Here is a 23,338-nt window from a genome sequence, read left to right on the forward strand (position 1 = left end):
AATGGCATTACTTGATTTCTTTTTATCCCGTAAGAAGAACACAGCCAATATAGCCAAGGAAAGGCTGCAGATTATCGTAGCCGAACGCAGAAGGGGCGACAGTGAGCCCCATTATCTGCCGCAGCTGAAGCGCGATATTTTGGAAGTGATCTGTAAATACGTAAAAATTGACCCGGATATGGTGACCGTTCAGCTGGATCAAAAAGGGGATGATATTTCTATCCTTGAGCTCAACGTGACGCTGCCGGAGCCGGAAGACGTTCCTAAATGATTAAAGCGGTTTCCTGATTTTCCCCTGCGGTATTGCGCAGGGGAAAATGCTGCGCTTAGAGCGCCTGCAGGATCTCGTCGATACCCGCTTTCAGTAAATCACCGCGCCAGCCAGTCATTAACTCCGGTGTGCGCGAAGCGTTTTTCAATCCCCAGTACACACTCAGCACCTGATTGATCTGGCGACGTGAGGCCAGCAGTTCCTGACTGAAACCACTCTCTTCACTTACCTTTTGCACCAGCGCTTTGATGGCTTTAAACGCCTGCTTGTAGTGCGGATGGTCGATCAAATTCGGCAGCGGCGGCGGTAAAGTGGCTTCATCCTGCGCCTGTGCTTCCGCCACCAGTGCCACCATTGCTTTACCGTGGAAGCGAATCTCATGGCCATTTAGCCCTAAATGGTCGAGTTCGCCGAGGCTGCCCGGCATAAAGCGCGCCACTTTCCACAGATTCTCTTCACGCACCACAAAATTCACCGCCATATCTTTCTGACGCGCGATATTGAGGCGCCATGCTGCCAGACGCTGTAACGCAGCCAGCTGACGTGGACGCAGTTGCCATGCATTGGTGATGTCGCGCCAGGCTTCTTCCGGTTGCAGCACATCCAGCCGACGCTGGCACAGCATATTGCATTCGCTTAAGGCCGCCGCCATGTTGCCGGCCTCTTCGGTTTGCGCCACCAGCTGGTGAGCAATGGGCAGCAGATAGGCGACATCCGCTGCAGCATATTCACATTGACGCTCGGTCAGCGGACGTGCCAACCAATCGGTACGGGATTCGCTTTTATCCAACTCGATTTGGTTGAAATGCATCACCATCGAGGCAAAACCCCACGACAGTGCCTGGCCGGTAAAAGCCGCCAGAATTTGCGTGTCTATCATCGGATCGGGCAGGCATTTAAAGCGATGCAGGAACACTTCGAGATCTTCGCCACCGGCATGCAGGAATTTGGTGACCTGTTTATCCTGCAGCAACGCCACAAACGGCGTCCAGTCACTGATGTTAAGCGGATCGATTAGGATCAGCTGGTCGCCATCAAACAGCTGAATCAGGCCGAGCTGCGGATAGTAGGTGCGGGTGCGCACAAATTCGGTATCCAGCGCCACGGCGGCGTGCTGGCGTGCTTTCTCGCACACGGCGGCCAGTTGGTCATTTTGGTCGATCAGGGTGTAATTCACGTTGTCTTTCTCGCTGCGGCAAACTACGCGCAGCGCTCCTTGTTAAAAGCAATAAAAACGCCGGACTGTGCCGGCGTTAACCTGAGGAGAATGGCGCGTTACTGCCCTTCTCGCTTCGCCTCATCACGCAATTCGCGGCGCAAGATTTTGCCCACGTTGGTCTTCGGCAACTCGTCACGAAACTCGATAATCTTCGGCACTTTGTAGCCGGTAAGCTGGCGACGGCAATGATCCAGTACCTCTTCTTTCGTCAGTGAAGGATCTTTCTTCACAATGCAGACTTTGACCGCTTCACCCGATAGATCGCTGGGAACGCCAATCGCTGCGGCTTCACGCACTTTCTCGTGCTGCATTAGCACATCTTCGATCTCGTTAGGATACACGTTAAAGCCTGACACCAGAATCATGTCTTTCTTACGATCGACAATGCGAATAAAGCCTTCGCTATCAACGGTAACAATATCACCGGTATGCAGCCAGCCATTTTTTAGCACCTCATCGGTGGCTTCTGCCCGCTGCCAGTAGCCGGTCATCACCTGGGGGCCACGAATGCACAGCTCGCCCGGTTCACCCGGCGCAACCTCATGGTCTTCATCATCGACGATGCGCACATCGGTGGATGGCACGGGCAATCCAATGCTGCCGGTATGACAGGTGATGTCATACGGATTCACCGATACCAGCGGTGAACACTCGGTCAGGCCATAACCTTCCAGCAGATAGTGCCCGGTAAGTTTCTCCCAGCGCTCAGCAACGGCTTTCTGCACCGCCATCCCACCGCCGGCTGACAGGCGCAGGGTAGAGAAATCGAGCTTATTGAAGTTGGCATCATTGAGCAGCGCATTGAACAAGGTATTTACGCCGGTGATGGCGGTAAACGGAAACTTGCTCATCTCTTTGACAAAGCCGGGAATATCGCGCGGATTGGTAATCAGCAGGTTAGTACCGCCAAGGTCAAGGAACAGCAAACCGTTAACCGTCAGCGCAAAGATATGATAAAGCGGTAGCGCGGTGACCACTTGCTCTTTACCTGGGCGCAGCAGCTTGCCGTAAGTGGCTTTGGTCTGTTCCAGATTGGCCTGCATATTACGGTGCGTCAGCATCGCGCCTTTGGCGACGCCAGTGGTGCCACCGGTGTATTGCAGGAAAGCGAGATCGTCATTGGTGACGGTGGGACGTTGATAACTCATCTGCTCGCCCTGCGACAAGGCGCTGCGGAACGGCACCGCACCCGGTAAATGGTATTTTGGTACCAGTTTTTTCACGTATTTAACGACAAAATTCACCAGCGTGGCTTTCACCGGCGCCAGCTGATCGCCCATGCGCGTCAGCATCACATGCTTGATGGGCGTTTCAGCCACCACTTTTTCCAGCGTATGAGCAAAGTTCGAGACAATGACAATGGCGCTGGCGCCACTGTCAATCAGTTGATGTTTGAGTTCGCGCGGCGTGTAGAGAGGGTTGACGTTGACCACCACCATGCCAGCGCGCAGCACACCAAACAGTGCGACGGGATATTGCAGCAGGTTTGGCATCATTAGCGCCACGCGATCGCCCTGCTTCAGCCCAAGACCTTGCTGCAGCCAGGCAGCAAAAGCGCGGCTCTGCTTTTCCAGCTGTCGATACGTCATCGGCTGCCCCATATTAATGAAAGCCACCTGTTCGGCGTATTGCTCGGTTGCATGCTCAAAGAGGTCGATCAATGAAGCGTAACGATCCGCATTAATTTCCGCAGGAACATCTGCTGGATAGCGTTTGAGCCAAACTTTATTCAAAGAATTACCCCGATAATCTTGTTGCGTAGCCATCGCCGCCTCGACAATCAATGTTGTTAACAATATTTTAACTGATTGTACCAGTTTGCCTGTTTCGGCATTTTCAGGTTGCGAAGCGCATCACTAAATTTCGCGCATCGGTTGCGCGCCCAATAAAAAGGCCCGTTCGCAAGCACCGCGACCGGGCCGTAAATAACGCAATGAACATCTTATTCGGTGAGGATGGTTTGCACCTGCGCGGGCTGGCCGAGATTCATACCCCAATAAGGATTGGGTCCCCAATATCCCGGACGATGCCGCGTTGGACCATACCAAATATAAGGATCGATCGGTTCCGGCGGCGTCATCACCTGTTGCGTCAGATGCCAACGCTGATAACCGCGCACATCGATCACCACAAAGTTGTAGCTGGCCTTACCGATATCACCTTTTTCAGTGCCTTTAATATTGCCGAGTACAGTGATGTATTGATTATTCAAATCGACCGGATCAACAAAACCACGAATGTCGGCATAAATGCGGCCAATCGAGGCTGACCCTAAACGCGGACGCGCGCTCTCATCCAGCGGTTGTGTGGCAATTTCCACGCGGGTTAAGCCGTTGAGATTGGTTACCTTAACCACTTTACCGCCGAAACGTGATTCCTGGCCAACAAACAGTTGCGGCGCATTCATCACGCGCAGTAAATCTTGCTGTGGAAGCTCAGAACTTCCTTTAATTGAATCTGGCACCGAAACACAGCCGCTGAGCAGCATCGCGCAGGCTAACAGAGCGCCAGACATCCCTTTACGACTTATTGGCATAGCACTTCTCCTGTTATTTCTCTGATTAGACTGAGCACGCGCAGATAAGTTGCGCGCGACTTAGCGTCCCGGTAACTTTTTCCATGCCACTTCATTGCGCAGATAAACCGGCTCGGCATGCTCCACCGCAACCGCTTCATCACGCTGCCAGGCGCTGAGTGCCAGCGGCAACATATCTTCCGCCGCCGGTAACACCACCTCTGAGGCGATAAGCGGTGCGCCTGGTGAGGTCAACAAATGTGGATAGGCCTGCCAACCTGTACCCACCGTCGTCCATTCACCGGTCAATGCGGCAATACGTTCCATCGCCACTTCGGGTTTGATCACAGCTTCGGTTTCCGAACCTTGCCATTCGCCGTTTGCGTCGCGTTGATATTCAGCCCAATAGAGTTCGCCCATACGCGCGTCGATCGCGGCCAACACGCGCGTCGCGCCGGTTAAACGCCACGCGCCCTGCGCCATAGTCGCCAGGGAGGAGACGCCGATCATCGGCAGATTCGCGCCAAGCGCCAGCCCTTGAGCAATACCAATGCCGATACGCACACCGGTAAAACTGCCCGGACCACGACCAAACGCCAGCACATCAAGCGCGGTCAGCTCCAGTTGCTGCACCTGCAACAGTTCCTGAATCAGCGGCAGAATACGCTGGGTGTGATCGCGCGGAGCGATTTCGAAGCGGGCATCAATCTGCTGCAGATTTTGCAGCGCGGCAGAACAGGCTTCTGTCGCCGTGTCCAGGGCTAAAATTCGGGCGGACATAACAACCTCAGAGAGTCAAAAAATGGCGCGCATCTTAACACAACCTGGCACAAATTAGTGATCCACAGGCTGACGGACAAATTCGATAGCGCGAGCAATATCGCGGGTGCGCGGCGTCGGCGGCAAACTGTTAAGGAACAAGCCGCCGTAAGGGCGTGAGACCAGACGCTGATCGCAAATCACCAACACGCCGCGATCTTCAGTATCACGAATTAAACGCCCCACGCCCTGCTTAAGGGTGATCACCGCATCGGGCAGCTGCACATCATTAAACGGATCGCCACCGCGCAGGCGGCAATCTTCCATGCGTGCTTTCAGCAGCGGATCTTCTGGCGAAGTGAACGGCAGCTTGTCGATGATCACCAACGACAGTGCATCACCGCGCACGTCGACACCTTCCCAGAAGCTGCTGGTTGCCACCAGCAAAGCGTTACCGGCCTCAAGGAACTGCTTCAGCAATTGTCCTTTACTGGTTTCACCCTGCAGCAGCACCGGCAAGGTCATAGAAGCACGAAACTCAATGGCTAATTCCCGCATCATCTTGTGCGAGGTGCAGAGAAAGAAGCAGCGGCCTTTGTTGGCATCAATCAGCGGCTTCATCATGCGCGCCAGCTGACGCGCGCCGCCCGGATGATTCGGTTCCGGCATATTGCGCGGCACGCACAGCAGCGCCTGCTGAGTGTAGTCGAACGGGCTATCGAGGATCATGGTGGTGGCGTTATCCACACCAAGGCGGCTGGAGAAATGGCTCATCTGCTCATTCACCGCCAGCGTAGCGGAGGTGAAAATCCACGCGGCTTTACGGTTGTCCATCACTTCACGGAAGCGTTCTGCCACCGACAGCGGCGTAAGCGCCAGCGTGAAATGGCGGCTGTTGCACTCATACCAATAGCTGAAGCCCGGCTCATCAATGGCGCGCAGACGTTTCAGCCGCGTGCGATACAGTGCCGCGCGCTCAAAGGCGGCATCCAGCAGCGCGGAACGGCCAAGCGACAATTTGATCACGTCGTAACAAAGTTCGAGCGCATCATCTAATAAGGTAAACATGCGCATGATGTTGTTGTCGCTCAGCAGGTCGCGCAGGTTGCCGCGGAAGCCCGGTTCGCCAAGCGTCAGCCGAAAATCCTGCGCACACTGCGCCAGACGATCGGCGGATTTTTGCAGCTGCTGCACGTCACGCACTTCGGTGCGGTAGGCGATGATGATGTCTTTGGCGAGGTCCTGCAGTTGACGGCTCGACAACTGTTGACCGAAATATTGGCTGGCGATATCGGGGAGCTGATGCGCTTCATCAAAGATCATCACATCGGCTTCTGGGATCAGTTCGCCAAAGCCGCCCTCTTTCACCACTAAATCGGCGAGAAACAGATGATGGTTCACCACCACCACATCTGCGTCCATGGCTTTTTTACGCGCTTTGACCACGAAGCAATCTTTATACAGCGGGCAATCGCTGCCGAGGCAGTTATCATTGGTGCTGGTGACAAACGGCCAGATCGGGCTGTCTTCTGCCACACCGTTGCAGTTACTGACGTCGCCATCGGTGGTTTCTGACGACCAGCCGCGCACGCTAGTTAAATCGCCCAGCGCCTGTACGCTGAGATCGCCGCCGGTTTGATTTTGTTGCTCAAGACGTTCGAGGCATAAATAGTTGGAGCGCCCTTTCAACAGCGCGGTTTTGCCGCTGAACTTCAAGGCCCGCGCGATGGTGGGAAGATCGCGGTTATAAAGCTGATCCTGCAACGCTTTGGATCCGGTGGAGACAATGACTTTTTTCTTCGCCCGCAACGCTGGCGCCAGATAGGCATAGGTTTTACCGGTTCCGGTGCCCGCTTCAACTACCAGCTCGCCGCCTGTTTTAACCGCTTCGGTCACCGCTTTGGCCATTTGGCGCTGTGCTTCACGCGGTTTAAAGCCCGGAATTGCCTGCGCCAGTGCGCCATCAGCTGCAAAATCGTCTGCCACACTTCCTCACATCAAAAATAAAAACCACTGTAATTATGTCAGGATTCCAGGCGGGCAACCACAACAGATGACATGCGCCCCCGTGATATGGCAGGCTAGCGCAGCAAAATTAAAGGAGAACAGCATGACCATTACGCGTATTGATCCAGAGCACCGCATGTCAGAAGCCGTGGTACATAACCAAACCGTCTATTACACCAGCGTACCGGAAAATCTGGATGATGATGCAGAAGCGCAAACCGCCAATGCGTTGGCGGTGATTGACGCCATGCTGACGCGCGTCGGATCGGATAAGAGTAAGATTCTCGACGCCACCATTTTTCTGGTGGAGAAAAGCGACTTCCCGGCGATGAATCGCGCCTGGGATGCGTGGGTTTCACCGGGCAATGCGCCGGTGCGTTGCACCGTGCAGGCCGGTTTGATGAACCCGAAGTATAAAGTTGAAATCAAAATTATCGCCGCGCTGTAAATCCGTTCGGGCGTTATTCGTTGTCGTCTTCTTCATCCTCATCGTCTTCGAACATCGCCCGAATGCCTTCACCTTTGTAAGTTTGACGAATTTCCTGCGCCACTTGCGCAATCGCCTGTCCGCTCGACATACCGCCCGCCATCAATTCCTGGATGCGTTCAACCGCTTGCTGTTGTTGTTCATGGGATAACGCTGGAAGACCTGTAAACATAATTCACTCCTGGTGCATGGGGGACGCATTATTACCACGTGGAACAAACGGGTGCCAGCAACAAAAAAATATGCCAGGCTAACGACCTGCTTGCTGAAGTGATTTGTCCCATGATGGTAAAAAGCCTCGTTCTGAAGTATACGCCCGAAACGCTGTTACACCTTTTTGCGCCACTTGCCCACCAATGCTGGGCGATGTTGCTGACGTCTGGTCAGGCCGACCACGCAGATAACCGCTTTGATATCCTGACCGCCGATCCGCGCGCGACGCTGACCACACGTGGCGCCAGCACCGAAATTGTCTGCGGTGATGAGGTCGTTCATTCCTCCGCTGATCCGCTGCTGCTGGTACAACAGCAATGTGACGCGCTGGGTGTCACGCCCGCTTTTGCTGCTGATTTACCGTTTCAGGGCGGCGCCCTCGGGCTGTTTGGCTACGATTTGGGACGGCGCTTTGAAACTCTGCCGCAGCGCGCCCAGCAGGATCTCAACACGCCAGATATGGCGGTGGGGATTTATGACTGGGCGTTGATTGCCGATCATCACCTGCAGAAACTGACGCTGGTTTCGCTAACCGATGCCGAACAGCGCTGGCAGTGGTTAAATGCGCAGCATGCGCCGCAAATCGCCCCCTTCGCCCTGACCAGCGAGTGGCAATCGAACCTCAGTTTTGAGGAGTATGCCCAGCGATTCCACGCGGTACAGGCCTATATTCAAGCGGGTGATTGCTATCAGGTGAATCTGGCGCAGCGTTTTCAGGCCAGCTATCGCGGTGATGAATGGCAGGCATTTTTGCGCCTGACGCAGGCAAATCGCGCACCGTTCAGCGCCTTCCTGCGTTTGCCAGACAGTGCGCTGCTGAGTTTGTCGCCAGAGCGCTTTCTCTCTTTACAGCAGCAGGACATTGAAACGCGTCCGATTAAAGGCACCTTGCCGCGCCTTGCTGATGCCGAAGCCGATCGTTTACAGGCAGAGAAGCTCGCTAATTCGGAGAAAGATCGCGCAGAGAATCTGATGATTGTCGATCTGCTGCGCAATGACATTGGTCGGGTGGCCGTGCCCGGCAGCGTCAGCGTACCGGAACTCTTCGTAGTTGAGCCGTTCCCGGCGGTGCATCATCTGGTGAGTACCGTGCGTGCGCGTTTACCTGAAACGCTGAGCGCAACCGATCTGCTGCGTGCCTGTTTCCCCGGCGGTTCCATTACCGGCGCACCCAAGATCCGCGCGATGGAGATTATTGAAGAGTTAGAGCCGCATCGGCGCAATGCGTGGTGTGGCAGCATCGGCTACATCAGCCTGTGTGGCCGCATGGATACCAGCATCACCATTCGGACGCTGATTGCGGAAAACCACCAGCTTTACTGCGCCGCCGGTGGCGGATTAGTTGCCGACAGCGACCTTAATGCCGAATATCAGGAAACCTTCCATAAGGTGAACCGTATTTTGCCCAGCCTGCGCGACGAGACCTGAGATGAATTTAACGCTTGAGCAGTTCCTGAGCCGCTTTGTGCTGCAATCCCCACTGCATGCTCCGAAAAGCGCCATCAGCGGACGACGTGCAGCGGTGCTGGTGCCGGTTATTGACGGCGCGGAACCTGGCTTGCTGCTCACACGCCGCTCCTCGCATCTGCGTAAACACGCGGGACAAGTGGCGTTTCCCGGCGGCATGCAGGATGCCACTGACGCTTCGCTCATCCATACCGCGCTGCGTGAAGCGCAGGAAGAAGTGGGTATTCAGCCGGAACAGGTGCAGATTATCGGCGTTCTGCCACCGGTGACCAGCAGCACCGGTTTTGCCGTGACGCCTGTGGTTGGCATTATTCCGGCTGATCTTGCTTTGCTGCTCAATCCTGACGAAGTAGAAAGCGCATTTGCCATGCCGCTGGCGGAAGCTCTGCGTCTTAGCCGCTATAGCGATCTCACCTTGCGCCGCGGTCATCGCCAACATCAGGTCTGGCTGTCGTGGTATGAGGATTACTTTATCTGGGGCATGACCGCCGGTATTATCCGCGCGCTGAGTCAGCAAATCGCCCTGCCCTAAATCTCCCGCTTGGTTAGGCTTTCAGAGCGAAAGTCGATCTGCCTCACAACGGTACAAACGGATAACTATTTCTGTGGTTTATAATTAGTTTATTTCATGCGAAAAGCTGCTCGTTATACGGCATGGACGATTACTATTAGCCGCATAAACGGCTTGTGCCGTGCAGAATAAGATTTGTGAGGAGTGTCACCGGTGATTAGTGTTTTTGACATGTTTAAAGTGGGCATCGGCCCATCCAGTTCACATACTGTTGGCCCGATGAAAGCGGGCAAACTGTTTGTCGATCTGCTGGCCGAACAAGGCAAATTACAGGACGTGACGCGCGTCGCGGTCGACGTTTATGGTTCGCTGTCGCTCACCGGCAAAGGTCACCACACCGATATCGCGATTATTATGGGTCTGGCGGGTTTCGAACCGGCCACCGTCGATATCGACGGCATTCCAGCGTTCATCAAAGATGTTGAGCAGCGCGAACGTCTGCTGTTGGCCAACGGCGCGCGCGAAGTGGATTTCCCACGTGAAGGCGGCATGGTGTTCCGCAGTGAAAACCTCTCGCTGCATGAGAACGGCATGACCGTGTTCGCTTTCGCGGGCGATGTGATGATTCTGAGTAAAACTTACTATTCCATCGGCGGCGGTTTTATCGTTGATGAGGAGCAATTCGGCCAGCCTGTCCTGGACGAGGTTTCCGTGCCGTGGGCGTTTCATTCCGCCACCGAACTGCTCAGCCACTGCCGTGAAAGCGGTTTGTCGCTGTCAGGTTTAGTGATGAAGAACGAACTGGCGCTGCACAGTCGCGAAGAGATTTATGCTTATTTTGGCCATGTCTGGCAAACCATGCAGGCCTGTATCGATCGCGGTCTGAACACGGAAGGCGTGCTGCCAGGTCCATTGCGCGTACCACGCCGCGCGGCTTCGCTGCGCCGCCTGCTGGTTTCATCAACCAAGCACTCGAAAGATCCGATGGATGTGATCGACTGGGTGAATATGTTTGCGCTGGCAGTTAATGAAGAGAATGCGGCTGGCGGGCGTGTGGTGACGGCACCCACTAACGGTGCCTGCGGTATCGTGCCGGCGGTGCTGGCCTATTACGATCACTTTATCGAACCTGTTACGCCGGACATCTTTATCCGCTACTTCCTCTCTTCTGGCGCCATTGGCGTGCTGTATAAAATGAACGCGTCGATTTCCGGTGCCGAAGTGGGTTGCCAGGGCGAAGTTGGTGTGGCCTGCTCAATGGCGGCGGCCGGTCTGGCGGAACTGCTCGGCGGCAGCCCAGAACAAGTGTGCGTCGCAGCAGAAATTGGGATGGAACACAATCTGGGTTTAACCTGCGATCCGGTCGCTGGCCAGGTTCAGGTACCGTGCATTGAGCGTAACGCCATCGCTTCAGTCAAGGCCATCAACTCCGCGCGCATGGCGCTGCGCCGCACCAGTGAACCTCGCGTGTCCCTGGATAAGGTGATTGAAACCATGTACGAAACCGGCAAAGACATGAACGCCAAATACCGTGAAACCTCACGCGGTGGATTGGCGATTAAGGTCCAGTGCGACTAAGCATTTTCACTTGCTTCGCTGACGATTAAAGCAACAGTTAATTTTTTTCTGCATCTGTTGCTACCCGCAACTGAGTAAACCAGATACATTGATTTTGAGCGCGGCCCTGAGTGGCCGCGCTTTTTTTAGTGCCGTATTTTTTATTCAACCGCGCTAAACCTGGCCGCCTCAATGCCGATAACCTACACGTTAATTTGGCTTCAATCTTTGTTTTGCAAGGTGGTTACTGATGCTCGTTCCCCAGCAATTTGTGGGCCAATTTCGCCGTAAGCGACTGCTTATTGCGTTAGTGATCGCCTCGCTGGTTCTGGTCCTGACGCTGACTTTTCGTTATATCGAAGAGAAATCGCGTATTGAGCAACAGTCACTGAATTTCGCCACCCGCGCGATTGAACGGTTTGATCGGATGTTCTCGCCGCTGGAGGTTTCCGCCAACAACACCCTCGGCCTGGTTGGCGTCCCCTGCGCACAAGTGCGCTATCCGCTGATTGAGAAAATCGCCGCGCTGCAAACCGTGCGCACCGTGCTGTTGGTGCAAAATGACACACTCTATTGCTCAAGCATTTTTGGCCCGCAAAATCTCTCCTTCAGCCAAACCTATCCAGAATTAGCCATCAATAATCAGCGCATGATGTTAGCCACGGATGATGATCTGTTGAAAGGATCGCCGGTGCTGCTGCTCTGGACGCCTAAATCGTTGGATAATCGAGAAGGGATGCTACAGGTCATCAATATCGAGTTGATGACCGATTACCTGCTGGAGCCGCAGTTGCCGTGGGTGGAGCGTGCGATCTTCAACGTCGGCGGACAAAGCCTTGAGTACGGTAATCCGCTGATCGAGCAAACCGAGCCCTCAGAAGATGAAGTGGCTTACGATCAGGCGTCGCTACGTTATCCATTCAGCATTACGTTGTATGGCCCCTCTCCCGCCCGGCTGGCGCTCAACACCCTGCCTTCGCAACTGCCGCTGGCGCTGATGTTGAGCCTGTTGATTGGTTACATCGTCTGGTTGGCGACCGCTAATCGCATGAGTCTTAGCTGGCAAATCAGCTATGGCATTACAGCCAATGAATTTATGGTGTATTGCCAACCGCTGATTAACGCAAAAAGCGGTGAATGCGATGGCATGGAGTTGCTGCTGCGCTGGCATAATCAGCGACAAGGCTGGATTGCGCCGGACGTGTTTATTCCCCTGGCCGAGCGACAAAATCTGATCGCGCCGTTAACCCGTTTTGTGCTGGCGAAGGTGGTGGATGCGCTGCCGACTCTGCCACAATGTCCCTCTTTCCATATTGCCATTAACGTTGCCGCTAGCCATTTCCACGATCGCGCGATTGTGGAAGATCTGCAGAATATCTGGTGGCCCGCCAATCCGATGCCGAAACTGGTGGTCGAGCTGACAGAACGTGATGCCTTACCGATAATCGATCAATCTGTGGTGTCGCAGTTGCATGAGATTGGTGTGCGACTGGCGATTGACGATTTTGGCACCGGCCACAGTTCGCTGGCTTATCTGAAAGACCTGAAACCGGATGTACTGAAGATCGATAAGATTTTCACCGCCGCGATTGGTACTGATGCGATAAACGCTACCGTCACGGATATGGTGATTTCACTGGCGCAGCGCCTCAATATTGCGCTGGTGGCGGAAGGCGTTGAAACTGCGGAGCAAGCGCATTATCTGCGTGAGCGTGGCGTCGACCATCTGCAAGGTTATTTCTATGCGCGTCCGATGCCCATCGAAGACTTCCCGCTGTGGCTGGCTCAGCATCAGGCGCAATTAAGCGCATAAAAAAAACGGCCACTCCTTGCGGGATGGCCGTTTTGTTCACGTCTGTCAGATCACTTACTCTGCCTGTTCTTCATGATCGAATGGCTTATCTTTGGTGACGCGTACCAGATCGATACGGTAATCGGTCGCCTCAATCACCTGGAAGTGCAGTGGTGGCAAGTCAATCACTTCGCCCGGCAGCGGCAGCTGACCTTTCTGGGCAATCAACAAACCGGCTAATGAAGCGTGATCTTCATCGGCCTTCACTAATTCGTGATGATCCAGCAGCTGTTGCAGCGAGTGCAAATCGGTGCCGCCCTTCACTAACCAACCGTCGCCATCAGCAATGATGTCTGGCGTTTCATCTTCATCCGGGAACTCACCGGCAATCGCCTCCAGCACGTCCAGCGGCGTGATTAAGCCCTGTACCACACCAAATTCGTTGGTGACAATCACGAAGCTACCTTTTGCACGGCGCAGCACGCCCAGAAGATTGATGGGGTCCAGCGTTTCCGGCACCACAATCGCCGGCGTGTTAGCGGCAAAGGTCGCCACATCCATACCGTGCTCCAACGCCACCAGCAGCTCTTTGGCGCGCACCACGCCGATAATTTCATCCAGCTCACCGCGACACACCGGGAACAAGCTGTGTGGCGTATCCAGCAACTGAATACGGATTTCATCCAGCGGACGCGAAACATCCACCCACGAGATGTTGCCGCGTGGCGTCATAATGCTACGAATTGAACGCTGCGATAACGTCAATACGCCGTTAATCATGTAGCGCTCTTCGTCTTTAAACGCTTCCTGCGGCATGGCTTCGGTTAACGAAGTCTCTTCTGTGGTAGCGGACTGCTTACGCTGGCGTCCACCCATCAGACGCAAAATCGCTTCTGCGGTGCGTTCACGCATCGGGCGATGTTCCTGATGCTTAATAAAGTTACGGCGCGCAATCTGGTTGAACAGCTCAATGATGATGGAGAAGCCAATCGCGGCGTACAGGTAACCTTTTGGAATGTGGAAACCAAAGCCTTCAGCCACCAGTGACAGACCAATCATCAGCAGGAAGCTCAGGCACAGCACCACCACCGTGGGATGTTCATTAACAAATCGCGTCAGCGGCTTCGAGGCCAGCAGCATCACGCCCATGGCGATCACCACAGCGGTCATCATCACCGGCAGATGGTTCACCATACCCACGGCGGTAATCACCGCATCGAGAGAGAACACCGCATCCAGCACCACAATCTGAATCACCACCGCCCAGAAACTGGCGTAGCTCTTATTACCCTGATGTTCGAGTCCGCGGCTCTCGAGCCGCTCATGCAGTTCCATGGTTCCCTTGAATAACAGGAACAAACCACCGAACAACAGAATTAAATCTCGTCCGGAAAAGCTGAAATCGCCTACGCTGAATAGGGGTCGCGTCAACGTCACTATCCAGGAAATCAGCGACAGCAAGCCGAGACGCATGATCAGGGCGAGCGACAAACCAATCAGACGGGCTTTATCGCGCTGCTTCGGCGGCAATTTGTCCGCGAGGATGGCGATAAATACCAGGTTATCAATGCCGAGAACGATTTCCAGCACGATCAGCGTGAGCAAACCCGCCCAAATTGAGGGGTCGAAGAGAAATTCCATCAATGACTCCTTACTGAACGTGAGGGCGCACGAAATTGAGTCTGCACCAGAGGGCGAGACGAGAGATCGTTACAGGCGGTGATAACGCTGGAGAGCGTGGAAGCAGGCGCAGGAAAGCGCTGAGAACATGTTGAGCGACGTCGGTGACGGTCCATAAAGGTGAGCTGAAGCCCGGTACTCCTGAGTAATAAACAGATGGCTAATGTATCAGTTACATCAACGGCGTCAAAAAAATTTATTACATTTACAAATATCTACGCAAACGCATGAATATCGTACAAAAGCGCATATTAACGCCCTTACGCGCGAAATAGCTGACAAACATCACATATTTTATTTTTTCGATCACTAAAATAAATCGCGACCTTATCGCTGTGTAGCGGATTGTTTCGTTTTATTTATTGATGCTTTTCTTTATCTCACAACTAACGATCCACCTGAAACACTAACGGTAATTTTCAATGATTCCCGGCAATGCCAGAGAATCTCTCACGCGAACGGAGGTAGCAAGTGACCATTGCTATTGTAATTGGTACACATGGCTGGGCGGCAGAACAGTTGCTTAAAACAGCAGAGATGCTGTTAGGTGAGCAGGAAAATGTCGGATGGATTGATTTCGTTCCCGGCGAAAATGCAGAAACGCTAATCGAAAAGTATCAGGCACGGCTGGCAGATCTCGACACGTCAAAGGGCGTGTTGTTCCTGGTCGATACCTGGGGTGGCAGTCCCTTCAACGCGGCCAGCCGCATTGTGGTGGATAAGGAGGGGTATGATGTCATCGCCGGCGTTAACATCCCGATGCTGGTAGAAACCCTGATGGGACGTGATGACAATCCCTCACTGGAAGAACTGATTCATATCGCGGTTGAAGCCGGTCGTGAAGGCGTTAAAGCCCTCAAGACGGAAACCCCTGCTTCAGCCGCAGCAGCGCCTGCTCCGGTTGTGGCGCAAGCGCCTGCTCAGCCACAAAAGCCGATGGCACCAGGCGATCACATGAAAATCGGCCTGGCGCGTATTGATGACCGCTTAATTCACGGGCAAGTGGCCACGCGCTGGACGAAAGAGACCAACGTTACCCGCATCATCGTTGTTTCTGATGAAGTGGCGAACGATCACGTGCGTAAAACGCTACTGACGCAGGTCGCCCCGCCCGGCGTAACCGCGCACGTGGTGGATGTCGATAAGATGGTGCGCGTGTGGAACAACCCGAAATATGGCAATGACAAGGTGATGCTGCTGTTCACCAATCCCACAGATGTGGTGAGGATTGTTGAGCAAGGCGTGGACATCAAGTCAGTCAATATCGGTGGCATGGCGTTCCGTCAGGGCAAAACGCAGGTGAACAATGCGGTATCGGTCGATGAAAAGGATATCGCGGCGTTCCGCAAACTTAACGAGCGCGGTATCGAACTGGAAGTGCGTAAAGTGTCCAGCGATCAGCGACTGAAAATGATGGACCTGATCGCCAAGGTCAATCCGTAGTTCGCCCTTTGCCTGCAAATGTGGGCGAATTTTAGAGACCTTGCAGAGGAGAAATGCAATGGAGATAACCACGCTACAAATCATTTTGATATTTATTGTGGCCTGTATTGCCGGGATGGGATCGATTCTTGATGAGTTCCAGTTCCACCGTCCACTGGTGGCTTGTACCTTAATTGGTGCGGTCCTCGGTGATATGAAAACCGGTATCATCATCGGCGGTACGCTGGAGATGATTGCTCTGGGCTGGATGAACATCGGTGCCGCTGTTGCCCCGGATGCGGCGCTGGCTTCCATTATCTCGACCATCCTGGTTATTGCCGGTGGTCAAAGCGTCGGTGCCGGTATCGCGTTGGCGATTCCACTGGCAGCCGCCGGTCAGGTTCTGACCATCATCGTGCGTACTATCACCGTGGCCTTCCAGCACGCCGCCGATAAGGCCGCCGAAAAAGGCAACCTTACTGCAATTAGCTGGATCCACGTCTCCGCACTGGTATTGCAGGCAATGCGTATTGCGATTCCAGCACTGATCGTGGCGATTTCTGTCGGCACCCATGTGGTTCAGGAACTGCTGAACTCCATCCCAGACGTGGTCACCAACGGCCTGAACATCGCCGGTGGCATGATCGTGGTAGTCGGTTACGCGATGGTCATCAACATGATGCGCGCGGGTTATCTGATGCCGTTCTTCTACCTTGGCTTCGTTACTGCAGCCTTCACCAACTTCAACCTGGTTGCGCTTGGCGTGATTGGTGTGGTGATGGCGGTGCTGTATATCCAGCTGGCACCGAAATATAACCGTGTTGCAGGTGCGGCAACTAGCGGTCCTGCAAACAATGACCTCGATAACGAACTCGACTAGGAACAGGTGAAATCATGGTTGATACAACTAACACTCCAAAGAAACTCACCCCCGGAGATGTCCGCGGTGTGTTCCTGCGCTCTAACCTGTTTCAGGGTTCGTGGAACTTTGAACGTATGCAGGCGCTGGGCTTTTGCTACTCAATGGTGCCGGTGATTCGTCGCCTCTACCCAGAAAATAACGACGAACGTAAACAGGCGATTAAACGTCATCTTGAGTTCTTCAACACTCATCCTTACGTGGCGGCACCGGTGCTTGGCGTTACCATGGCGATGGAAGAGCAACGCGCCAACGGTGCGCCGATTGATGATGCGGCGATTAACGGTATTAAAGTGGGTTTGATGGGGCCGCTGGCGGGCGTCGGTGACCCGATCTTCTGGGGCACCGTACGTCCGGTGTTTGCTGCGCTGGGTGCCGGTATCGCGATGAGCGGCAGCTTGCTGGGTCCGTTGCTGTTCTTCATTCTGTTTAATGCGGTTCGCTTGTTAACGCGTTATTACGGTGTGGCGTACGGCTACCGTAAAGGTGTGGATATCGTCAGCGATATGGGCGGCGGTTTCCTGCAGAAACTGACGGAGGGCGCGTCGATTCTCGGCCTCTTTGTGATGGGGGCCTTGGTTAACAAGTGGACGCATGTGAACGTGCCGCTGGTTGTATCGCGTATCACCGACCAGACCGGTAAAACCACCGTCACCACCGTCCAGTCAATCCTCGATCAGCTGATGCCAGGCTTGATTCCACTGTTACTGACCTTTGGCTGTATGTGGCTACTGCGTCGTAAGGTGAATGCGTTGTGGATTATCGTGGGCTTCTTCGCCCTCGGTATCTTCGGTTACTGGATCGGCCTGCTCGGTCTGTAATCACCCCGCCGGGAGCCTGGCTCCCGGCTATTTTAGAGCGGCATTACCTGAGCGCCAACGTTGAGGTAATTTCGATTGAGGAAGAACATCTTATGTCACTGACTGACGCCCTGATCGCTCTGCTGATTGCAGGCTTCGTACTGTTCGCCATTTATGATGAAGCGATCCTGCCGCGCCGAAAGGGTCCTACCAAACTTCGCGTCGCTCTGCGCCGTCGACACAAAATCGACAGCGCTATTTTCGTGGTGCTGCTGCTGATTCTGTTGTGGAACAATATTGATAAACATGCCACGCAACTCACCACCAATTTGCTGATGGTGCTGTGCTTTATGGCGATTTGGCTATTTTGGGTTCGCAGCCCGAAGCTGCTGATGAAGGAGAATGGGCTGTTTTTTGGCAGCGTGTGGATCGACTATCGCCGCATTCAAAGTATGAACCTGTCGGAAGATGGCATTTTAGTGATGCAGCTGGAGCAGCGTCGTCTGCTGATTGCCGTCAAACAGCTTGATGACCTGGAACGAATCTACAATACGCTGGTGGAAGCGCGTTAACCACGCTGCCATAGTGTCAGCATGAAATCGGCATCGCAGGTAAACACGCTCGATGCCGCAAGATTTTGCCACACCTCTTCGCGCGCACGCCAGGCAAAGGGCGTCATCTGCAATAGGCTCACTGCCTCACTTCCGCTCAACGTCATGCTGTAATTCAGGTTTTGTTGATCGACCTGCTTAAAACCAGCATACACCTTCTCCTCCGCCGCGTGCAGCTGCACCTCGCGGTAAATCAGCGCTTTAAATTGCTGCAAATGATGGGGCCCCGGCGTCACCGTTAACAGATAGCCACCCGATCTAATCACGCGGCTCAACTCGTCTTCATTACAGGGAGCATAGATGCGCACCACGCCATCCAGAGATGCGTCGGCAAAAGGTAAACGCTGGCTGGACGCCACGCAGAATTTCACCGCGTGATAACGTTTAGCGGCCATGCGGATCGCTGCTTTCGCCACATCAAGACCAAAGAGTTGCGCCTGCGGTAACGCATCGGCCATCGCTGCGGTGTAATAGCCTTCCCCACATCCGATATCTAATACCTGTGACGCTTGCCCCTTCAAATGATCACCGAGGATCCCGGCAACGCCATCGCGCAGCGGCTGATAGTGTCCGGCATCAAGGAATGCGCGGCGTGCCTGCAGCATCTCTGCGCTATCGCCCGGCTCGCGCGAGCCTTTGTGCTGCACCGGCAGCAAATTGACGTACCCTTCTTTCGCCTGATCAAACTGATGCCCCGCATCACAGCGGAAGCTAGTGGCCTGCTGCAGTAAAGGCTGATGACAAAGTGGGCAAATCAAAGACATAGATAACTCCGGGTTAGCGATTCGCGGCGCAGTTTACCCTGGTCACCAGACGACAGAAAGGATAAAAGAAAAAGCCCCGTTCACAGAACAGGGCTTTAAGATTCGTTTCAGTGGTGCATGGCACCGAGCCTGAGGGCGAAATCAGATTGGGGTAACGTTGACCGCCGCAGGACCTTTCTGGCCGTCCTGGATTTCGAACTCAACGCTTTGGCCTTCGGCCAGAGTTTTAAAACCATTGCCCTGGATTGCAGAGAAGTGTACGAACACATCTTTGCTGCCGTCAGCAGGAGTAATAAAACCAAAACCTTTAGACTCGTTGAACCACTTAACCTGACCTTTAATCTTTGCCATTTCGCAAATTTCCTTTCAATGATTATATTGCCCGCAGGCAGACTTACAGATAAACCAGAGACATTACTGAATGAGGCACTAATTTAAGGTTCGGCAAGGAAGCGGTATTCAACGTCAACGTCTTTACTCGTAACTTCTTTACTGAAGATGCCATACATAAACAGAATTGTACCTCGTTTGACCCACGATTTGTTATCACATATCCGCAAATTAATGGCAAGCCATTTTTAAACGCTGATCGACATGACGCACATAATTAGTTATTTGGCGATACACTTCATCAAGCAACATATTGACACCCGACGCATTAGCTACGCAAAAAAGAGTTACCAGTCAATGTAGTTAGCGCCAAATAATCGCTTAGTCAAGCGCAGCGGCAATGTCTATAGGCGTGCAATTTAAGGTGTTAAAAGTACGACAAAAATATTGCACTAATATGGCATCAATAAAATATTCCACCAAAAATTTCAGCAGCCACACAACATCTGCGCACTGCTCAAATCTTGTACAAATAGTTTTATCAAGTATAAGTTATTAATTGTTTTGCACCAAAAGCAGGAGAGTAAATTAATAAACGCCCCATATAAACGCATTAACATTAGGTGGCATTTATCTCAATTTTAACTATCCACCCAACAATTAAATGTTGAAAAAAACATTGAATAGCTTGATTTAACAAATCCACCTTAGGATTAATCTTAGTTGATATTCATTGTGCACAGTTTCGTCGCTATTTGTGCAGTTCTCGATTATTTCTCTACGACTCAACACTACCCTGCTACGCACCATTTCAGTGCGTAGCAGGTATTCATTACATCGCTTACATCATAAATCCCAATAACTTAACGTTCCGGGATCATCCGAATAAAATCGCGTTCTTCATCCGCGTCTTCATCCGCTTGTGGTTTTGCTGTGGATGGCTGTGCATCAACAAGACGGCGCAGTAGCGCGTTCTGTTTCTTTTGCTCTTCGATAACGGCTTCCAGCAAACGAATCTGCTCACTGGCGCGCACGCTAGCGCGGTTGACGAAAAACCAGACAATAAAGGCCACAAGAATAATGATGGTCAGCACACCGTAGTTAAACAACGGGCTGGTGTTTGCGGCTAATTCGTTCATAACTGCCTCTGTAGTCAAAAATCAAACATCTACTCCGCCGCTGATTCTACTCGTTGCCGGCGCAAAAGATAATGGGTAGCCGCTGAAAGCAGATTATCCCGTGAGACCCTCTTTCAGTTATCTCTGATCGATTCGGTAGCTAAAGAGAGGCATGCTGTTACAGTAGATTCGCAGCAACGTCGGAAGCGCTGCGTTGTGTATCACAAGGAGAAACGATGAAACTACTCATTCGGACGATTATGCTGTTGGCATTAATTTGGTTAGCGATGCTGCTCACCGGCTATGGCGTACTCACCGGCAGCAACAAGAATGCAGCGGGATTGGGCCTGCAATGCAGCTATCTCACTGCACGCGGCATGATCACGGCACAGTATCTGCACACAGACAGCGGGATTGTCGGCGTAACGGATTGTCCGCTGCTGAAGAAAAGTGGCGAAGTGGTCGACAATTAAGTTTGAAAAACGGGCTGGCAACAGCCCGTTTTTCATATTAGAAAGGATAGTTGTGGTAGCCCATTTGCTCAGACAGATTGCGCGCCGCACGATGCAGCATCGCCACATAATCATTTTTCGCCTCTTCAGAAAAACGAATAGTCGGAAACGAGATACTCAGTCCAGCGATAACTACGCCAAAGCGGTCAAATACCGGCACCGCTATGCAGCGTAAGCCCTCTTCCTGCTCTTCATTGTCTTCGCCAAATCCCTGCACTTTCACCTGATCCAATACCGCCAGCAGCGCTTCTGCCGTCACAATCGTTTTGGCGGTGCTGCGCCGGAATTCAACTTCCCTCAGAATCTCCTGCACTTCACCGCGGTCGCGCCATGCCAGCAGCACTTTACCAATTGCGGTAGTGTGCAGTGGATTGCGACGGCCAATGCGTGAATACATGCGCAGGTTATACAGCGAATCAATTTTATGAATGTAGACAATACTGTCTTCTTCCAACGCGCCGAGGTGAATGGTTTCTTTGGTGAGACGCGAAAGCTCGCGCATCTCAATATCGGCGCTACGAATCAGATCGACGTTCTGTAACGCTTTAGCACCAAGTTCAAACAGCTTGAGCGTCAGCGAGTATTTCTCACTTTCCCCTTCCTGCGCCACATAGCCGAGTGATTTCATGGTCTGGAGAAAGCGATAGACAGTGCTTTTCGACATCATCACGCGTTGGGACAATTCGGTAATGCCGTGATCGCGCTCTTCGCCCAGCGCCTGCAGTATGCCAAACACTTTCATCACTGATGAAACGGAGTCTGGCTGTTTATCATTATCGCTGCTCGCCATGGCGCGTATCCTTTTTTGACAGTGTTTCAAAAAAAACGGAACAGAAGCGCCAGTATATGCGTTTCAGCCTGATGGCGGCAACGACTGACGCAAAGTGACACATCCCCACGTAATTTTATGTCAATGAATGCGATGCTTTTCGGCAGCGAATTGATTAGCATGATGATATTCACTTCCTTTACTTACCTAACTTATGTCCTCTACTGTTGCTCAGGATGGATTGCCCGTTCCCCAGCGCTATGGCGCGATCTTAACCATTGCCCTTGGGATTATGATGGCGGTGTTGGATGGTGCAATTGCCAACGTTGCCTTGCCGACCATCGCGCGTGAACTCAACGCTAGCCCAGCCGAATCGATCTGGATTGTTAACGCCTATCAAATCGCTATCGTCATCTCGCTGCTGTCGCTATCGTTTCTCGGCGATATGCTGGGTTACCGCCGCGTTTATCAAGTTGGACTTGCGTTGTTTATCGCGACCTCACTGTTTTGCGCGCTCTCCTCATCGCTGAATATGCTGACCGTGGCGCGTGTGCTGCAAGGTTTTGGTGGCGCAGCACTGATGAGCGTGAACACCGCACTGATCCGCATCATCTATCCACAGCGCTTCCTCGGACGCGGTATGGCAATCAATTCGCTGATCGTTGCGGTCTCCAGCGCGGCCGGCCCAACTGTGGCGGCGGCAATCCTTTCTGTCGCCAGCTGGAAATGGTTGTTCCTGATAAACATTCCACTTGGCATCGTTGCGTTGTGGCTGGCGTTGCGTTTCCTGCCGGATAACACCCAGAAAGCGAAGCAGCAGAAATTTGACGTGCCCAGCGCCATTATGAATGCGCTGTTCTTCGGTCTGCTGATTTCCGCGCTAACCGGCTTTTCACAAGGCCAAAATGGCTGGCTGATTCTGACTGAGCTTGTGGTACTCATCGTGGTCGGGGTGGTGTTTATTCGTCGTCAACTTGCCATGCCGGTGCCGCTTCTCCCGGTGGATTTACTGCGCATTCCTCTCTTTTCACTGTCGATTGGCACCTCAATTTGCTCGTTCTGCGCGCAGATGCTGGCGATGGTGGCGTTGCCGTTCTTCCTGCAAAACGTGCTGGGCCGTAATGAAGTGGCAACCGGATTGCTGTTAACGCCCTGGCCACTGGCAACCATGGTAATGGCACCAATTGCGGGCCGCCTGATCGAAAAATACCATGCGGGATTATTGGGCGGATTAGGCTTAGCCCTGTTCGCAGCTGGCCTGTTCTTGTTGGCGCTGTTGCCTGATCAACCAACCGATGTGGATATCATCTGGCGCATGATGCTGTGTGGTGCTGGTTTTGGCCTTTTCCAGTCGCCCAATAATCACACCATCATCACCTCAGCACCGCGTCATCGTAGCGGCGGTGCCAGCGGCATGTTGGGCACCGCGCGTCTGGTGGGACAGAGCAGCGGCGCGGCTCTGGTCGCGCTGATGTTTAATCTGTTCAACGACAGCGGTACACACGCTTCACTGCTGCTGGCGGGTGGCTTTGCCACTGTCGCCGCCGTGGTGAGCCTGGCGCGCATGACGCAATCACGCCAGGCTGCCGAATCCTGAAAACAGCAAGGGCGCCAT

General features: G+C 53.3%; 24 protein-coding genes. 12 read left to right on the plus strand and 12 right to left on the minus strand.

The features are described 5' to 3' along the window. Position 1: 1 nt before the first annotated feature. Positions 2-271 carry a cell division topological specificity factor MinE gene (gene minE / locus AC6I8K_RS10490; protein ID WP_007889661.1) on the plus strand — a complete coding sequence of 90 codons (270 nt, stop codon included), beginning with the start codon at positions 2-4 and terminating at the stop codon, positions 269-271. Positions 272-326: 55 nt separating this feature from the next. On the opposite strand, the gene rnd is transcribed toward minE, so the two are convergent. The 5 genes from rnd to yoaA all read right to left on the minus strand — a co-directional run bounded on the left by rnd (position 327) and on the right by yoaA (position 6,750). Further along, complete coding sequence (rnd, locus tag AC6I8K_RS10495; RefSeq protein ID WP_064738876.1) at positions 327-1,448, minus strand: ribonuclease D; 1,122 nt, start codon at positions 1,446-1,448, stop codon at positions 327-329. A 98-nt stretch (positions 1,449-1,546) separates the two neighbouring features. Next, positions 1,547-3,223 (minus strand): long-chain-fatty-acid--CoA ligase FadD, encoded by a 1,677-nt coding sequence (fadD, locus tag AC6I8K_RS10500; protein WP_497826683.1) that lies wholly within the window; start codon positions 3,221-3,223, stop codon positions 1,547-1,549. A gap of 209 nt (positions 3,224-3,432) precedes the next feature. Beyond that, positions 3,433-4,026, minus strand: a complete 594-nt coding sequence (locus AC6I8K_RS10505; protein ID WP_064738878.1) for a Slp family lipoprotein — start codon at positions 4,024-4,026, stop codon at positions 3,433-3,435. A 60-nt stretch (positions 4,027-4,086) separates the two neighbouring features. After that, complete coding sequence (gene tsaB, locus AC6I8K_RS10510) at positions 4,087-4,785, minus strand: tRNA (adenosine(37)-N6)-threonylcarbamoyltransferase complex dimerization subunit type 1 TsaB (protein ID WP_064738879.1); 699 nt, start codon at positions 4,783-4,785, stop codon at positions 4,087-4,089. Between the two features lie 54 nt (positions 4,786-4,839). After that, complete coding sequence (yoaA, locus tag AC6I8K_RS10515) at positions 4,840-6,750, minus strand: DNA repair helicase YoaA (RefSeq protein ID WP_483817535.1); 1,911 nt, start codon at positions 6,748-6,750, stop codon at positions 4,840-4,842. A gap of 124 nt (positions 6,751-6,874) precedes the next feature. On the opposite strand from yoaA, the gene AC6I8K_RS10520 reads away from it, so the two are divergent. Next, entirely contained in the window at positions 6,875-7,219 is a 345-nt protein-coding gene (locus AC6I8K_RS10520) for a RidA family protein (protein ID WP_064738881.1), read from the plus strand. Positions 7,220-7,232: 13 nt separating this feature from the next. Here AC6I8K_RS10520 and AC6I8K_RS10525 read toward each other — a convergent pair whose 3' ends face one another. Next, positions 7,233-7,430: a YoaH family protein gene (locus AC6I8K_RS10525; protein WP_064738882.1), complete on the minus strand. Its 198-nt coding sequence runs from the start codon at positions 7,428-7,430 to the stop codon at positions 7,233-7,235. Between the two features lie 110 nt (positions 7,431-7,540). Between AC6I8K_RS10525 and pabB the strand changes: the two genes are divergently transcribed. The 4 genes from pabB (at position 7,541) to pdeD (ending at position 12,819) form a co-directional block, all read left to right on the plus strand. Beyond that, positions 7,541-8,899 carry an aminodeoxychorismate synthase component 1 gene (gene pabB / locus AC6I8K_RS10530; protein WP_497826684.1) on the plus strand — a complete coding sequence of 453 codons (1,359 nt, stop codon included), beginning with the start codon at positions 7,541-7,543 and terminating at the stop codon, positions 8,897-8,899. 1 nt (position 8,900) lies between these two features. Next, positions 8,901-9,470 carry a CoA pyrophosphatase gene (locus AC6I8K_RS10535; RefSeq protein ID WP_497826685.1) on the plus strand — a complete coding sequence of 190 codons (570 nt, stop codon included), beginning with the start codon at positions 8,901-8,903 and terminating at the stop codon, positions 9,468-9,470. A gap of 192 nt (positions 9,471-9,662) precedes the next feature. Next, positions 9,663-11,027: an L-serine ammonia-lyase gene (locus AC6I8K_RS10540; RefSeq protein WP_483817538.1), complete on the plus strand. Its 1,365-nt coding sequence runs from the start codon at positions 9,663-9,665 to the stop codon at positions 11,025-11,027. 229 nt (positions 11,028-11,256) lie between these two features. Continuing rightward, a complete protein-coding gene (gene pdeD / locus AC6I8K_RS10545; RefSeq protein WP_064738886.1) occupies positions 11,257-12,819 on the plus strand; it encodes a cyclic di-3',5'-guanosine monophosphate phosphodiesterase PdeD in 1,563 nt (520 codons plus the stop codon). A gap of 54 nt (positions 12,820-12,873) precedes the next feature. On the opposite strand, the gene AC6I8K_RS10550 is transcribed toward pdeD, so the two are convergent. Then, complete coding sequence (locus AC6I8K_RS10550) at positions 12,874-14,439, minus strand: TerC family protein (protein WP_064738887.1); 1,566 nt, start codon at positions 14,437-14,439, stop codon at positions 12,874-12,876. A 510-nt stretch (positions 14,440-14,949) separates the two neighbouring features. Here AC6I8K_RS10550 and manX point away from each other — a divergent pair. The 4 genes from manX to AC6I8K_RS10570 all read left to right on the plus strand — a co-directional run bounded on the left by manX (position 14,950) and on the right by AC6I8K_RS10570 (position 18,191). After that, positions 14,950-15,921, plus strand: a complete 972-nt coding sequence (manX, locus tag AC6I8K_RS10555) for a PTS mannose transporter subunit IIAB (protein WP_483817539.1) — start codon at positions 14,950-14,952, stop codon at positions 15,919-15,921. A gap of 58 nt (positions 15,922-15,979) precedes the next feature. Beyond that, the gene (locus tag AC6I8K_RS10560) at positions 15,980-16,780 is read left to right on the plus strand and encodes a PTS mannose/fructose/sorbose transporter subunit IIC (RefSeq protein WP_064738889.1); all 801 of its coding nucleotides are present in this window, start codon (positions 15,980-15,982) and stop codon (positions 16,778-16,780) included. Positions 16,781-16,794: 14 nt separating this feature from the next. Next, the gene (locus AC6I8K_RS10565; RefSeq protein ID WP_008110411.1) at positions 16,795-17,640 is read left to right on the plus strand and encodes a PTS mannose transporter subunit IID; all 846 of its coding nucleotides are present in this window, start codon (positions 16,795-16,797) and stop codon (positions 17,638-17,640) included. 92 nt (positions 17,641-17,732) lie between these two features. Then, entirely contained in the window at positions 17,733-18,191 is a 459-nt protein-coding gene (locus tag AC6I8K_RS10570; protein ID WP_497826686.1) for a DUF986 family protein, read from the plus strand. On the opposite strand, the gene rlmA is transcribed toward AC6I8K_RS10570, so the two are convergent. The 4 genes from rlmA to AC6I8K_RS10590 all read right to left on the minus strand — a co-directional run bounded on the left by rlmA (position 18,188) and on the right by AC6I8K_RS10590 (position 20,463). Next, on the minus strand, positions 18,188-18,994 hold the full coding sequence (gene rlmA, locus AC6I8K_RS10575) for a 23S rRNA (guanine(745)-N(1))-methyltransferase (RefSeq protein ID WP_497826687.1): 807 nt from the start codon (positions 18,992-18,994) through the stop codon (positions 18,188-18,190). The genes AC6I8K_RS10570 and rlmA overlap by 4 nt on opposite strands. 141 nt (positions 18,995-19,135) lie before the next feature. Further along, the gene (cspE, locus tag AC6I8K_RS10580; protein WP_008110414.1) at positions 19,136-19,345 is read right to left on the minus strand and encodes a transcription antiterminator/RNA stability regulator CspE; all 210 of its coding nucleotides are present in this window, start codon (positions 19,343-19,345) and stop codon (positions 19,136-19,138) included. An 83-nt stretch (positions 19,346-19,428) separates the two neighbouring features. After that, a complete protein-coding gene (locus AC6I8K_RS10585) occupies positions 19,429-19,503 on the minus strand; it encodes a DUF2627 domain-containing protein (RefSeq protein WP_110866451.1) in 75 nt (24 codons plus the stop codon). A 684-nt stretch (positions 19,504-20,187) separates the two neighbouring features. Continuing rightward, positions 20,188-20,463, minus strand: coding sequence for a YebO family protein (locus AC6I8K_RS10590; protein ID WP_064738892.1), 276 nt, complete (start codon positions 20,461-20,463; stop codon positions 20,188-20,190). 215 nt (positions 20,464-20,678) lie between these two features. Between AC6I8K_RS10590 and AC6I8K_RS10595 the strand changes: the two genes are divergently transcribed. After that, on the plus strand, positions 20,679-20,915 hold the full coding sequence (locus AC6I8K_RS10595) for a YobH family protein (protein ID WP_064738893.1): 237 nt from the start codon (positions 20,679-20,681) through the stop codon (positions 20,913-20,915). A gap of 37 nt (positions 20,916-20,952) precedes the next feature. Here AC6I8K_RS10595 and kdgR read toward each other — a convergent pair whose 3' ends face one another. Next, positions 20,953-21,744 carry a DNA-binding transcriptional regulator KdgR gene (gene kdgR / locus AC6I8K_RS10600; protein WP_064738894.1) on the minus strand — a complete coding sequence of 264 codons (792 nt, stop codon included), beginning with the start codon at positions 21,742-21,744 and terminating at the stop codon, positions 20,953-20,955. 193 nt (positions 21,745-21,937) lie between these two features. On the opposite strand from kdgR, the gene AC6I8K_RS10605 reads away from it, so the two are divergent. Further along, complete coding sequence (locus AC6I8K_RS10605; RefSeq protein ID WP_483817541.1) at positions 21,938-23,320, plus strand: MFS transporter; 1,383 nt, start codon at positions 21,938-21,940, stop codon at positions 23,318-23,320. The last annotated feature ends 18 nt before the right edge of the window (positions 23,321-23,338 follow it).

The sequence above is a fragment of the Pantoea sp. X-Soil-ISGK-421 genome (genome assembly GCF_059730785.1).

Bases quoted from the DNA above. Each gene is read 5' to 3' on its own strand.
- minE (WP_007889661.1), top strand. From the start codon at position 2: ATGGCATTACTTGATTTCTTTTTATCCCGTAAGAAGAACACAGCCAAT.
- AC6I8K_RS10505 (WP_064738878.1), bottom strand. From the start codon at position 4,026: ATGCCAATAAGTCGTAAAGGGATGTCTGGCGCTCTGTTAGCCTGCGCG.
- tsaB (WP_064738879.1), bottom strand. From the start codon at position 4,785: ATGTCCGCCCGAATTTTAGCCCTGGACACGGCGACAGAAGCCTGTTCT.
- AC6I8K_RS10520 (WP_064738881.1), top strand. From the start codon at position 6,875: ATGACCATTACGCGTATTGATCCAGAGCACCGCATGTCAGAAGCCGTG.
- AC6I8K_RS10525 (WP_064738882.1), bottom strand. From the start codon at position 7,430: ATGTTTACAGGTCTTCCAGCGTTATCCCATGAACAACAACAGCAAGCG.
- pabB (WP_497826684.1), top strand. From the start codon at position 7,541: ATGATGGTAAAAAGCCTCGTTCTGAAGTATACGCCCGAAACGCTGTTA.
- AC6I8K_RS10535 (WP_497826685.1), top strand. From the start codon at position 8,901: ATGAATTTAACGCTTGAGCAGTTCCTGAGCCGCTTTGTGCTGCAATCC.
- pdeD (WP_064738886.1), top strand. From the start codon at position 11,257: ATGCTCGTTCCCCAGCAATTTGTGGGCCAATTTCGCCGTAAGCGACTG.
- AC6I8K_RS10550 (WP_064738887.1), bottom strand. From the start codon at position 14,439: ATGGAATTTCTCTTCGACCCCTCAATTTGGGCGGGTTTGCTCACGCTG.
- AC6I8K_RS10560 (WP_064738889.1), top strand. From the start codon at position 15,980: ATGGAGATAACCACGCTACAAATCATTTTGATATTTATTGTGGCCTGT.
- AC6I8K_RS10565 (WP_008110411.1), top strand. From the start codon at position 16,795: ATGGTTGATACAACTAACACTCCAAAGAAACTCACCCCCGGAGATGTC.
- AC6I8K_RS10570 (WP_497826686.1), top strand. From the start codon at position 17,733: ATGTCACTGACTGACGCCCTGATCGCTCTGCTGATTGCAGGCTTCGTA.
- rlmA (WP_497826687.1), bottom strand. From the start codon at position 18,994: ATGTCTTTGATTTGCCCACTTTGTCATCAGCCTTTACTGCAGCAGGCC.
- cspE (WP_008110414.1), bottom strand. From the start codon at position 19,345: ATGGCAAAGATTAAAGGTCAGGTTAAGTGGTTCAACGAGTCTAAAGGT.
- AC6I8K_RS10590 (WP_064738892.1), bottom strand. From the start codon at position 20,463: ATGAACGAATTAGCCGCAAACACCAGCCCGTTGTTTAACTACGGTGTG.
- AC6I8K_RS10595 (WP_064738893.1), top strand. From the start codon at position 20,679: ATGAAACTACTCATTCGGACGATTATGCTGTTGGCATTAATTTGGTTA.
- kdgR (WP_064738894.1), bottom strand. From the start codon at position 21,744: ATGGCGAGCAGCGATAATGATAAACAGCCAGACTCCGTTTCATCAGTG.
- AC6I8K_RS10605 (WP_483817541.1), top strand. From the start codon at position 21,938: ATGTCCTCTACTGTTGCTCAGGATGGATTGCCCGTTCCCCAGCGCTAT.